Source organism: Lacipirellula limnantheis (genome assembly GCF_007746075.1).
GTDB classification, from domain to species: domain Bacteria; phylum Planctomycetota; class Planctomycetia; order Pirellulales; family Lacipirellulaceae; genus Lacipirellula; species Lacipirellula limnantheis.
In genome coordinates this window covers 1,860,736-1,872,784 of record NZ_CP036339.1, presented here as the reverse complement: position 1 = coordinate 1,872,784, position 12,049 = coordinate 1,860,736, and the positions used below count along the sequence as shown (strand labels likewise).

Genomic DNA, 12,049 nt, shown 5'->3' with positions numbered 1-12,049 from the left:
AATACGCTGGCTGTCAGTCAATTTGCCGAACAATTTGGCTCGGCGAATGTCTATCAGTTAGCCCTGCACGAGAAAACCAGCGAACGACATCAGCGGATTCCATCTCACTTGCGAGGTCGAATCCTGTTTACCCAGGATCTCACGGAAGATCGCCTACGAGAACTGTACGAAGATGGGTATCGCATCAAGAAAACCACTCTGAGCGACGATTTCACCCTCGACGATTTCCGCACAAAATATGGCGAGACCGCGGTGATAATGTTCCTGGTGCCCGAAAAAGGCCGCCTTCGTGTGCTGGCCACTAACAGCGAATTGACCCCGCAAGCGGGCAACAAAGTAATCGCTCTGGTAAGCGGCGAGCATAGCAACACCTCAGGCAGCGGCACTCGCCCAGCCATGGGCTAGGTGTGTATACTTGATAACTTACCAAGGGGCGGATCCTCGCGATCCAGGCCCACGTACAACTTGGTCCGGTAGCTCAGTCGGTTAGAGCAGGGGACTCATAATCCCTTGGTCGGGGGTTCGAGTCCCTCCCGGACTACTATACAACTGTCAACCAGTCGCAACAACTGTAATACCTCTGTATTTCCAGTGCCGTCGATTTTTGCCAATACCTCTTGCAACTCGTTGACAGCAGGTTGCGCAGCGCATGGCGCAGCGCGCCCGGTACCAGTGGCCGCCAGGCCCAACGGCTGGATCCTCGTCGGCTCCTCCGAATCCCTCGGCGACATGGGACCACGCTGGGCCCCTCAGTTCCACTGCCGCGCCAACTGCTACCGACCCACCATGGCCGGAGCGCCCATGGCGGCGGCGAAGCCGACAACTTAAACAAGGATAAGACTACGCGATTTGGACTCTTTCGCACAACTCAATCAGATCGCGAATGCCCGACGAAACTTCGGGCAGCGAGACGCCAGCGTGAAGAGCCATTTCAACTTTCCTTGCCTCGACTGACAAAGAATTAAACCCATAACTCCCCGCCGACCCGACCAGCTGATGCAACAGTCGCCTCACTTGATCGCGATCGTTGCTCGCCACGGCGGCTGACAAGGCGGCAATGCGCGCCGGCATCTCAGCCACGTACATTTCAACCAATTCGGCAAAATCGTCTGATTCGTCACGGAACGATGCGTTCATCACAGCCTCGGTACGAAAACTCAGCAAACGCACATAACCAGCCCTGAAACACGATCCACAGACGACCGTTCGCAGACTCCTCGGCGTAATTGCGGACATCTGCAGTGGCTGTTATCCAACTTCGCGATGGCAAAGACGTACTCTTTGCCTAAACAACCACCAATGGATCTTAGGCCATAGGGAAGGAAAAGGACCATGTCCAATCTTACTGCGCCAAAAATCAGCATTCTCGCGGTTGACGACGATGCTGCTCAGGCCAGATGGCTATCCCGCATCCTATCAAAGATCGAACAAGATGACGTTGAACTAACTCTGTTCACTGATGCACGCGCCGCGCACGCCCACGTCAGCGACGAATGGGTCGACATCATCGTCACCGACCTCGACATGCCGGACGTCGATGGACTAGAGCTTGTTCGCCAGGCGAAAAAGCTCAATCCCTGGGTTCAGTCGCTCATCATCACCGCCTATTCGACCTCCGCCGCACTGGTCACTGCTGGCGACATTGGCGCGGCCGACTACTTGGTAAAGCCGGTAAGCGAGGGGCAGATTCAGGAAATCGTCCAACAAGCGATTGCCAGACTGCGCCGCTGGCGCCGGTCGTTGTCCGATACCCTGTGGCGAACTCGCAGCGCCGTTTGACGATCAGGCACAGCTTTCATCGCACATTCTGGAGAGAACAATGAGTCACGAGAAATATTCGGTTCTTCACATTGACGATGATCCGGCCATGACCGCACTGGTCTCGCAACTCCTGGAGAAGCGCGGCATTGAATGCGTCGAGCTAAACGACCCCACCCAAGCGATGGAAATGATCCGCAATCGCAATTTTCGGGTCATCATCCTCGATCTTGACATGCCCAAGTTGCACGGTCTGGACCTGCTGCGTCAGATCAAGCGCTATGACGGCGGCATCAACGTCATCATCTTGACAGGCCTCGTATCTCAGTCATCGGTTGTGCGATCGTTAAGAAGAGGAGCCGCCGCGTGCGTCTTCAAGCCGCTGCGCGATCCGCAGCTCCTGCTCGACACCGTGCGGCTCGCGTTCGAGAACATCGATCGATGGTGGAACACCCTCCGAGAGCTAACCGTGCTACGCAGGGGGTATGCAAGCCCATTCAAAATGACTGACCACGATATCGCTGCCGTCGTAACGGAAGAGCTGGAAATGGAAATGTCGGAGCCGTCGTAACGACCGAATCCTTGCATCAAAGGAGAAACTGCGGAAACGCATCACTTCAACATTTCCTCGCAATGGCGTCACCTATGCCCCGCAGATACGATCTGTCGGTTGTCACGCCGAGGCACGGCAGCAAGGCGATGCTGTGCGCATGGTTCGCCCTGGCCGTCGGACTCGCATGCACGTTCGTCGCCGCAGCGATCTCTTGGAACGAAATCAAGGCTCAGGCCCGCCTGAAGCTGGAGCGCCTTACCGACTCCATTACCGCTGAGACAGCGGGACGCATCAATGAGTCGATGGACGGCCTGAAGGGCGCCCGCGGCGTCTACGCAGCCAGCGAACGCGTGACTCGCGCCGAGTTTGCCGCGTACGTGGCGTCACGAGATCTCGCCGTGGAGTTCCCGGGCGCCCAGGGCTTTGGGTTCATCGAGCGCGTGCCGGCCGACAAGCTTGAATCGTTTCTTGCCGCCGAACGCGCCGACAGCGCCCCCGACTTTCACCTCAAACATCTCCCTGCACAAGATCGAACGCACGCCTCGCCTACTAATGATCATCTGATCATTAAATACATCTATCCCCTGCAACAAAATGCGGGGGCCTGGGGGCTCGACATCGGAGAAGACCCGATCCGACGCGAAACCGCGGAGAGTGCCATTCTCAGCGGAGAGCCGAGAATTACGGGCAGAGTCCACTTGGTCCAGGATTCTCAAACGCGCTGCGGCCTCTTGTACTTTCTGCCGGTGTACCGGAATGGCGCCCCGCTGAACTCGCCGAAGCAACGAAGCGAGGCGCTACAGGGTCTGTTGTACGCGCCGATCGTTCTGGACGAGGCGCTGGAGGGGGTCGTCGAGGGCGAAGTGGAGTCGCTCGACCTCGAGATTTACGATGGCGCACAGGAAGGCAGCGAGTCTCGGTTGTTTGACTTCGACGGACATCTTGCCCACGTTCAAGGACCCATCAGTTCGGACAACTACCAAGACCGAATGTTCATGTGTCGCCGCAACATCGACATTGGGGGTCGGCAGTGGACATTGATCACAACGTCAACGCGCAAGTTCGAAGAGAACATCCACTTTGCCCTCGCCATCATCATCGGGGTCGCCGGGGCCATTGTCAGCCTGGCGACAGGGGTGGTCATCTGGTCGCTGCTGCGCAGCCGCGACCGAGCGGAATCCATCGCACGGACAATTACGGCGGACCTCCGCGCCAGTGAAGCTCGCATGCGCGAGGCGTCGTTGGAAGCTCAACGACTGGCTGAGATCGCCCGACGCACGAGCAACGCGATCATTATCACAGACGTCACCGGTCGAATCGAGTGGGTGAATGAAGGCTTTACGCGCATCAGCGGATACACGCTGGATGAGGCGATTGGGAGAAAGCCAGGCAGTTTTCTGCAAGGGCCCAAGAGTGACCCGGCCATAGCATCGGCCATACGCAGGGCGCTTGAGAAAGAAGAGCCGATATCGGTAGAGATCATCAATTACGCCAAGAATGGCCGTGAGTACTGGCTAGCCATCGAGATTGCGCCGTTGCGAGACGGCAATGGCGTCCTCACGGGATTCATGGCAATCGAAAGCGACATCACCGAACTCAAGCGCAGCTCAGAGCAGGCAGAGGCGGCAAATCGAACGAAAAGCGAGTTTCTCGCCAACATGAGCCATGAGATTCGCACGCCGCTGACCTCCATTCTAGGCTGTTGCGACATCCTCCGCGAAGATGGCCGGATCGAAGACGCGCCGCTGCGTCGTTTGGATACCATTGAAACGATCCGCAGAGCGGGCGATCACCTGCTAACGGTGATCAACGACATCCTCGACTTATCCAAGATTGAGGCTGGAAAGTTCCGCACCGAGCTTGTTGAAACGTCGCTGCCGTCAGTGCTTCATGAAGTACATCGCATCTTAGCGCCGCGGGTCGCCGAGAAGGGCGTGCAGCTAAGCTTCGCCCTCTATTCGCCCATCCCCGACGTCATTATCAGCGATCCAACGCATCTGCGGCAGATATTGCTCAACCTGGTTGGCAATGCCGTGAAGTTCACCGACGCCGGATCCATTGACGTTGTCGTCCGGCAATGCGACGCCGGCGGCGATCAACAGACGATTGAGATCGACGTGACGGATACGGGCGCCGGAATGACGCAGGAGCAGGCGGCGTCGCTATTCCGGCCCTTCACGCAGGCGGACGCCTCGCTCACGCGAAAGTACGGCGGCACTGGACTTGGTCTCACGATTAGTCGTCGCCTGGCTGAGTTCCTCGGCGGCAGCGTGACGCTGACGCGCACGCTGCCCGGGAAAGGTTCGACGTTCACGTTACGATTCCCGCTCGCCGTCGGCGAGAATACCACGATGGCAACCACGCTGGCCTCTACATACAGCGTTCAGAAAGCCGCCCAACCTCACGCCCTGCTAGAAGGCAGGGTGTTGGTCGCCGAGGATAGCCCCGACATTCAGCGGATCGTGACGTTTCACCTTGGCAAGGCCGGCTTGCAAGTAATGACCGCCGACAACGGAGTCGAAGCGCTGCAGCTCATGCAGGATGCGCTGTGCGGCGGCGACGGCATCGATCTCCTCGTGACCGATATGCAGATGCCCGAAATGGACGGCTACAGCCTGGTTTCCAACCTGCGGCAATCGGGATATGCGGGCCCAATCGTCGCGCTCACCGCCCATGCCATGTCGGAAGATAAATCGCGTTGCCTGGAAGCAGGTTGCAATGGATACGTTACCAAGCCGATCATGAAAGAAGATCTCCTCAATGAGTGTGCGAAGTGGCTAAGTCAAGAACGCCGCGCCATGGACGCTACGATGGTGACGGCCGATTCAACCCTCGATTGACGTGCCCCCCAGGTCGTCTGACTGGGCGATGATGACTTGTCCTTCGTCGGCAGCGACTGCGATCCAATCCATTTCCTGGACGGTCGGCGCCCCCGTCATCTCATCCCAAACAAACCTTCCCGCGCCGACGCAGTAATGGCGATGACGGCCGGGTGTTTGAGTCGTCTTTCGATGCTAATGGCGAAGTATTTCTCCACAACGCCGTCCGCCTGCCCGATCGGATGGACGGCGTATTGCTTGATGACTTCTTGTTCAATAACGGTCGGCGCGGGAAACGCTCCCCCGCCCGCCTGCCCAAACACCTTCATCAGCGCACTGTCTTCGAACTCACCCGCAATCAACGGATAAATGCCTTGAGTCTCCAGCCATCGGTCGATGAGCCGCCGCGTGGTTGTCGACGCCGTCGGCAAGAACATCGGCTGGTTGTGCAGTGAGCGGGGAAACCCGGCCTTCAACTTTTTGGCGTGCTCAGGGCTAGCGAAGAAGGTCACGCCGCATTCGCCAAGCTTGTGGTTATACGCCTTCACGCTGGATGACGAATCGAGCGGAGCGTCCGAAAGCACTAAATCGAGCCGATGAATCGCCAGTTCGGCGAGAAGTTCATCGCGTTTGCCTTCACGGCATATGATCCGCGGCGGCGTCGGCAGGTTGAATGCGGGTTGCAAAAGCCGGAACACGATGAGTTTCGGCATCTCATCGGGCACGCCGACGATCAGCCGGTGAACATCGCCCTGGGCGCCGCTGACAGCGCGCTGGAGTTCCTGGCCGGTCGCAAAAATGTCGTCGGCGTACGCCAGCACGGTTTCCCCGAACGCAGTCAGCAACAGCCGCCGGCCGGACTGTCGGAACAGCTTGTTGCCGAACGAGTGCTCCAGACTACGAAGTTGGCCCGTTACGGTCGGACGCGATAGCTGAAGCTTCGCGGCCGCCGCGGTGACCGAACCCTCGTGCGCAACGCTCCAAAAGTAGTACAGGTGATGGTAGTTCAGCCACTGCATGGGTAGCCCTTTGCGTAGGAATTTTCTACGATTTGACGCATAATACCGACTATTCCCAACGTCGTAAAATGCCGTAGGATAACCCTAGCAGATTCGCTAACCTCGCACGCCAAGTCTGAGTGCGCCGTCGAGCGTACTCTTGCCGTGAGCGTCAACGTCCGCACCTCGGGACTCCGACCGTCGACGAGGGGCCCCTGATTACCCACGAGGTCTGTTTCGAGTTCGCCCGATACACCCATTGCTCAGGCCCAGCCGCCTTTCGGCGTTTCAAGGCGTGGACGCCTCGCATCGAGCTCGACCTTGCGCGTCGAATTCTCCGTGAGGAACCGTTGTGGGGCACAATTGCAGCGACCTCCAGGCATGCCGAGCCCCGTTCGAGCCGTCTCCGCCGGCATTTCGCGCTTGCGCCGGTTCCTGGCGCTCCAGACGACAATTCCCATCGCCGCTTCCGTCCGCATCAGGCCCGCGGCGATCGCGTGTGATTTGAAACGCCAATGATCGAAGAATCCCAAAGGCTGAGTTCTGCTGGCGCGCGGTCGAGCACCGCGGTAGCGCGCACCACGGATCCTCGCCTCGACGCCGACCATCGCGAATTGGCGACGTTTCTCGACTTGGCCGCCCACGAAATGGGGGTTTCATTCGACCGCGTCGAAGCCCGGCGGCATTTCGGCGAATGGAGTCGCGACTCGGGAGCCGGCAATTCGCTGTCTGACCTCCACGCGATGTTATCCGCCTCAGCCAGCGGCTTTCGGCTGCGCGTCGATCTACTGCCGCTCGCCTTGGACGAAGCCGCGGGAATGATCAGACCGCAGGCGCCGCTCGGGCTGTTGCGCCGCAACGACGACGGGTCCCTAGGCTGGACGCTGCTAGCTGATTATCGCGGGTTTCGCGTCAAGGTCTTCGATTCGGCGCTAGGGTCAGAAGCCAAATGGATGTCCCTCCGGCGCCTCGGAAAAAGGATCGGCGACGCTCCTCCCGTTCGAGAGTGGATCGCGCTTCAGCCACTGCTGCTTTGCTCGCCGCCCAGTTCGGCCCATGAGCATCCAACCCCGCTGTCGCGCCTGCTAACGTTGCTGGCGCCTGATCGCAGTGATATTGGCGTCATCCTGATCTTCGCCGTGGTGATTGGGCTCTTGGCCCTTTCTTCGCCGATAGCGGTCGAAGCTCTCGTCAACACGGTCGCGTTCGGGCAGTTCGTGCAACCCGTGATCGTCCTCGCGGGGATCCTGGGCGTGTTCCTTGGGTTCGCGGCGGCCATGCGCGCCGTGCAAGCTTACATTGCCGAGATCATCCAACGACGGCTGTTCGTTCGCATTGCCGGCGACCTCGCGCACCGCTTGCCTCGAGTCGGCAGTAAGTTCTGGGACAACCACTATGGTCCCGAACTGACAAACCGTTTCTTCGAAGTCGTCACCGTGCAGAAAGTGACGACTCAACTCCTACTGGAGGGCTCGGCACTGCTGCTGCAGACGTTGGTCGGCATGGCAGTGATCGCGTTCTACCATCCTGTCCTACTGGGATTCGACGCCTTCCTCTTGTTGTTCATCTTCGGGATCATTTTCTTGATGGGCCGCGGCGCGGTCGACACAAGCGTCAACGAATCTCGCCAAAAGTATGCGACGGCAGCGTGGTTTGAAGACCTCGCGAGGTTCTCCAACCTCTTTGGATCGCGGTCCGCCGCCGCTTTCGCCGTCGAACAAACGGACCGCCGAGTCGCGGAGTATTTGACGGCTCGCATCGACCACTTTCGCATCCTGATGCGGCAAGTCATCGCTTCGCTGGCGCTTCAAGTCGTCGCAAGCACCGTGCTGCTCGGCCTGGGCGGTTGGCTGGTCATTCGCGGCGAATTGTCCTTAGGTCAGTTGGTAGCCGCTGAATTGATCGTCACCGTCATCGTCGGCTCCTTTGCGAAGATCGGTAAGTTTCTTGAAGGCTACTACGACGTGATGGCGTCGATGGACAAACTTGGTCACCTGTTCGACCTGCCTACCGAACGACTCGACGGGATCGAGATGGCAGTTGGTCGCGAGGGCGTGGCCGTGAAGCTTCGAGACGTCACCACGCCGCCGACCGCGTGCGGCGCGCGATTGGACAAGGCGTCGTGCGCGATCGATCCTGGAACCATGGTCGCCGTCGTCGGCGGCTCTGCGGCTCAGCGTCGTCAGTTTCTCGAAGTGCTGATTCGCGACGTGGACCCGCTCGAAGGTTGCATCGAACTCGACGGGCTGGACGCGCGCAGAGTTAGCATCGAATCCCTGCGCGACCAGGCGTCTCTCGTCGGCGACGCCGAGATCTTCCACGGCTCCGTGACGCAGAACGTTCACGTAGGTCGGTCGACCGTCGGCGAAGCGGAAGTCGCCGCTGCGCTGCAGGCGGTGGACCTTTTGGACGAGATGCTGTCGCTTCGCGAGGGTCTCGACTACCGGCTCGAAACGGAGGGGAATATTCTGTCGCTCGACCAGAAGGTGCGAATGACGCTAGCCCGCGCCCTTGCCGGTCGCCCTCGCATGTTGCTCATCGACCATGCGCTGGACGGACTGCCCGACGACATTATCGGACGCGTCTTTGGCAGCCTGAAGGCTCTCGACGGGAATTGCACACTGATTATCGCCACGGGTCGTCGTGACGTGCTCTTGGCCTGCGACGCGGCCCTGACCATCGGTCGAGATGGAAAGGTGAATTCGTCGCCCGTGCAGCTTCCGCATCAGGACTCTCCGCGCCTGCTCACGAAGCAAGTCTAGACTCGCTGACGGCAAAGTTCATGAAGCATCTCCAACCAATGGCGGCTCCCGCGGCAACGTTTGCGTTGCCGTCCCTGCGACTCGTGGCCTCGCCGCGATTGCCGCGTCGCATCGCCAAGGTCTTGCTCCTCCTGCTGGCGTTCACGCTGGTCGCGCTGTTTGCCGCCCCTTGGCAGCAATCGGTGCGCGGCACCGGGCAGGTGGTTGCCTATGCCCCCCTGGAACGTCAACAGATTGTGGAAGCCAACGTCTCGGGGCGAGTGCACAAGTGGGGCGACGGCATTCGCGAGGGCGTCACGGTCGCCAAGGGACAACTCATCCTCGAACTGCGCGACATCGATCCGTCGGCGCTCGAACGACTCCAACGCCAATGCGAGGCCTATGAAGAGAAGCTGCGCTCTGCCGGCGAAATCGCGCGCGCCTACGAGACCAAGCTTCGCGCCGTCACCGATGCGCAGCAACTGGCGATCGCCGCCGCCCGGCAGGAAGTCGCCATGGCTGAGCAGAAAGTCGAAGCTGAACGGCAAGGGTTGGCTGCGGCGGCTGCGGCGCGTGCGCAGGCGCTGGCATACCTCGAACGCAAACAGGGACTGGCCCAGGACCAACTGAGTTCGCCGCAGGAAGTGGAAATCGCCGATCGGAAGTTTAAGGAGTCGGACGCGAAGCTCAAGCAGGCGGATTCCTATCTCGCGTCCGCCCAGAGCGGCAGGGAAGCGAAGAAGTCTCAACTCGGACAGAAAGAGCGCGAGGCCGAAGGCTACGTCGAAACCGCGCGCGCCGAACACCAGAAAGCGATCGGCGACGTCGCCTTGGCTCAAAAAGAGCTCACCGAACTGCAAGGCAAGTTAGCCAAGCAAGAAAACCAATTGGTCACTGCTCCCCGAGACGGGACCATTGTTCGCCTGCTCGCCAATGAAGGGGGCGCGATTGTCAAGGAAGGCGACCCGCTGTTCGTGCTGGTCCCCGAAGCTGCCGAACGCGCCGTCGAACTCTGGGTTTCCGGCAATGACGCCCCGCTCATCAGCCCCGGACGCCATGTTCGTCTGCAGTTCGAAGGATGGCCCGCCGTGCAGTTTGCCGGTTGGCCCTCCGTCGCTGTCGGCACCTTCGGAGGAGAAGTGGTGAACGTTGACGCCACCGACAATGGCAAAGGGCAATTCCGCATCCTTGTGCTGCCGGACGCGAGCGCGACCTGGCCCTCGGAGCGCTACCTAAGACAAGGCGTTCGCGCAAACGGGTGGGTCTTGCTAAACCAGGTAAAGCTGGGTTACGAGCTTTGGCGACAGTTGAACGGTTTTCCGCCAGTCATCTCCCAGGAAGAGCCGAAAGACGAGAAGAAAGCCAAAGTTCCGAAGGTAAAAATGTGATGCGATCTTTCGCGTGGACCTTGGCGTGCGTCGTGCTCATCTCCGGCTGTCGCTCGTCCGCCAACTTTGTCCCTAGCGGCGATGGGGTTGATCCCATCCCTAAGTCATCCGCTGCAGCGACGCCGACGCCGGCGCCGTCCGCGGCTGCGTCGCCTGAAAAACGCTCGGACCACATTCAGCTAGCTGCCTATCAGCCCGAGGCGCTCCCGCCGGTCACATTGGTGAACCCGGCCGAAGTCGATGCGGAGGCCGCGCCGAGCTTTCCCGAATTACTGCCGGCCCCGTTGGGCGAGTCGGCTTCGGCGACGCTCGACGACGTCATCTCCTCAGTTTACGCCAACTACCCCGCCATCGAAGCTGCGGCGCGCGAGCGGCAAATTGCCGCCGGCAAGCAATTGGCCGCCATGGGAAAATTTGATTCCAATCTGATCGGCCAAGCGATCTCTGAGCCCTTGGGATACTACAAGAACTATCGCTATGATCTCGGCGTCAAACAGTATAACTGGGGCGGATCGCAAACTTACGCGGGCTATCGTCTCGGGCGCGGATTCTTCGAGCCCTGGTATTTAGAGCGAGACACGAATCAGGGAGGCGAGTTCAAGGCCGGCGTCACGCTGCCGTTTCTGCGTGATCGCGACATCGACAAACGCCGCGCGGCGGTCTACAAGGCCCAGCTCGACCAGACCGCTGCTGAACCTATCGTTCAACTCGAAGTCATCGACGCCGTCCTCGGCGCATCCCTGGCTTACTGGGATTGGGTCGCCGCGGGGCAGCGAACCAAGGTCGCTCGCAAGCTCCTTAACTTGGCGGTCGACCGCCAGCAAGGGATGGAGAAACGGGCTGCGAGAGGCGATATCGCCGGCATTGCCCTCACGGATAATCAGCGCTTAATCGTTTCGCGACAAGCCAAGCTCATCGAAGCGGAGCGCAAGCTTCAACAATCAGCGATCAAATTATCGCTATTTTTCCGGGACCCGCTCGGTACTCCGCTGATGGTCACGCCCGACCAACTTCCGGCCGATTTTCCTCCCGCCACGGGACCGGACCAGACCGCCGAAACCGCGGAAACGGCCCAAGCGCTTCAACAACGTCCCGAATTGTGGCTACTGCGCCTCGAAAGCGAGCGCGCGCAGGTCGACGTGCGACAAGCGTCCAATCTTCTGCTCCCGTCGATCGACGGAGTCATGGTCGCGTCTCAGGACGTCGGTGCTCCGACGAAGCAGATTCGCGACAAGTCGCAATTCGAAATGGAGGCCGGCGCCTTGATTGAAGTCCCGCTCCAGCGCAGCGCGGCACGAGGCAAACTTCAAGAGGCTCAAGGCAAGCTGGCGCAAATCTCAGCGAAGCGTCGGTTCACCGAGCAGAAAATCATTGCCGAAGTGCAGTCCGCCAGAACGGCCCTCGCCGCCGAGTATGCGGCGCTGGAGCAGGCGCGCCAAAGCTACTCGCTCGCCCTGAAAATGGAAGAGGCGGAGTGGAAAAAATTCGAGCAAGGCGACAGCGATCTTCTCATCGTCAACCTGCGCGAACAAGCCGCGGCCGATGCGGAGACCCTCGTCGTCGACGCCGCCGCGACGTACTTCACGGCAGCGGCGCAATTACACGCCGCGATCGCGGGCGAACTCTCGGGCGCCCGACGCGTCGCGCAAAGCGCTCCGCTTCCCATCGCCCCCTAGCCTGCCGCCGAGAGGCAGTCTGCTCTCGCCGGGTCGAGGCACTGCATCGATAGCAGACATCACGGGGACGCCGCCGCTCGATGGGCGGCGACCATGTTGGCGCGATCGTCGGCCGA

At 60.0% G+C, this 12,049-nt stretch carries 8 protein-coding genes, 1 tRNA gene and 1 pseudogene; 8 read left to right on the top strand and 2 right to left on the bottom strand.

Annotated elements, in window-relative coordinates:
• Positions 1 to 405, top strand: a pseudogene (locus I41_RS27135) (hypothetical protein); the annotation flags it as partial.
• Positions 406 to 467: 62 nt separating this feature from the next.
• Positions 468 to 541, top strand: a tRNA-Ile gene (locus I41_RS07280).
• Positions 542 to 840: 299 nt separating this feature from the next.
• Here the strand turns inward: I41_RS07280 and I41_RS07275 are convergent.
• Positions 841 to 1,137: an Hpt domain-containing protein gene (locus I41_RS07275; RefSeq protein ID WP_168206754.1), complete on the bottom strand. Its 297-nt coding sequence runs from the start codon at positions 1,135 to 1,137 to the stop codon at positions 841 to 843.
• Positions 1,138 to 1,332: 195 nt separating this feature from the next.
• Here I41_RS07275 and I41_RS07270 point away from each other — a divergent pair, with 195 nt between their 5' ends.
• The 3 genes from I41_RS07270 to I41_RS07260 all read left to right on the top strand — a co-directional run bounded on the left by I41_RS07270 (position 1,333) and on the right by I41_RS07260 (position 5,151).
• Positions 1,333 to 1,779: a response regulator gene (locus tag I41_RS07270; protein ID WP_145431920.1), complete on the top strand. Its 447-nt coding sequence runs from the start codon at positions 1,333 to 1,335 to the stop codon at positions 1,777 to 1,779.
• A 40-nt stretch (positions 1,780 to 1,819) separates the two neighbouring features.
• Positions 1,820 to 2,329, top strand: a complete 510-nt coding sequence (locus tag I41_RS07265; protein ID WP_145431919.1) for a response regulator — start codon at positions 1,820 to 1,822, stop codon at positions 2,327 to 2,329.
• 74 nt (positions 2,330 to 2,403) lie between these two features.
• The gene (locus I41_RS07260) at positions 2,404 to 5,151 is read left to right on the top strand and encodes a CHASE domain-containing protein (RefSeq protein WP_168206753.1); all 2,748 of its coding nucleotides are present in this window, start codon (positions 2,404 to 2,406) and stop codon (positions 5,149 to 5,151) included.
• A gap of 95 nt (positions 5,152 to 5,246) precedes the next feature.
• Here the strand turns inward: I41_RS07260 and nhaR are convergent, their stop codons facing one another.
• Positions 5,247 to 6,149 carry a transcriptional activator NhaR gene (gene nhaR / locus I41_RS07255; protein WP_145431917.1) on the bottom strand — a complete coding sequence of 301 codons (903 nt, stop codon included), beginning with the start codon at positions 6,147 to 6,149 and terminating at the stop codon, positions 5,247 to 5,249.
• Positions 6,150 to 6,643: 494 nt separating this feature from the next.
• On the opposite strand from nhaR, the gene I41_RS07250 reads away from it, so the two are divergent.
• From I41_RS07250 to I41_RS07240, 3 genes are read left to right on the top strand one after another with little or no spacing between them, the layout of a single operon-like run.
• A complete protein-coding gene (locus I41_RS07250; RefSeq protein WP_145431916.1) occupies positions 6,644 to 8,890 on the top strand; it encodes a peptidase domain-containing ABC transporter in 2,247 nt (748 codons plus the stop codon).
• A 20-nt stretch (positions 8,891 to 8,910) separates the two neighbouring features.
• Positions 8,911 to 10,257: an HlyD family secretion protein gene (locus tag I41_RS07245; RefSeq protein WP_145431915.1), complete on the top strand. Its 1,347-nt coding sequence runs from the start codon at positions 8,911 to 8,913 to the stop codon at positions 10,255 to 10,257.
• On the top strand, positions 10,257 to 11,933 hold the full coding sequence (locus I41_RS07240; protein WP_145431914.1) for a TolC family protein: 1,677 nt from the start codon (positions 10,257 to 10,259) through the stop codon (positions 11,931 to 11,933). Before I41_RS07245 ends, I41_RS07240 begins: the two co-directional genes overlap by 1 nt.
• Positions 11,934 to 12,049 lie beyond the last annotated feature (116 nt).

What these genes read in the sequence shown, in the direction of transcription:
- I41_RS07275 (WP_168206754.1), bottom strand. Translation starts at nt 1,137, where the DNA reads ATGAACGCATCGTTCCGTGACGAATCAGACGATTTTGCCGAATTGGTT.
- I41_RS07270 (WP_145431920.1), top strand. Translation starts at nt 1,333, where the DNA reads ATGTCCAATCTTACTGCGCCAAAAATCAGCATTCTCGCGGTTGACGAC.
- I41_RS07265 (WP_145431919.1), top strand. Translation starts at nt 1,820, where the DNA reads ATGAGTCACGAGAAATATTCGGTTCTTCACATTGACGATGATCCGGCC.
- I41_RS07260 (WP_168206753.1), top strand. Translation starts at nt 2,404, where the DNA reads ATGCCCCGCAGATACGATCTGTCGGTTGTCACGCCGAGGCACGGCAGC.
- nhaR (WP_145431917.1), bottom strand. Translation starts at nt 6,149, where the DNA reads ATGCAGTGGCTGAACTACCATCACCTGTACTACTTTTGGAGCGTTGCG.
- I41_RS07250 (WP_145431916.1), top strand. Translation starts at nt 6,644, where the DNA reads ATGATCGAAGAATCCCAAAGGCTGAGTTCTGCTGGCGCGCGGTCGAGC.
- I41_RS07245 (WP_145431915.1), top strand. Translation starts at nt 8,911, where the DNA reads ATGAAGCATCTCCAACCAATGGCGGCTCCCGCGGCAACGTTTGCGTTG.
- I41_RS07240 (WP_145431914.1), top strand. Translation starts at nt 10,257, where the DNA reads ATGCGATCTTTCGCGTGGACCTTGGCGTGCGTCGTGCTCATCTCCGGC.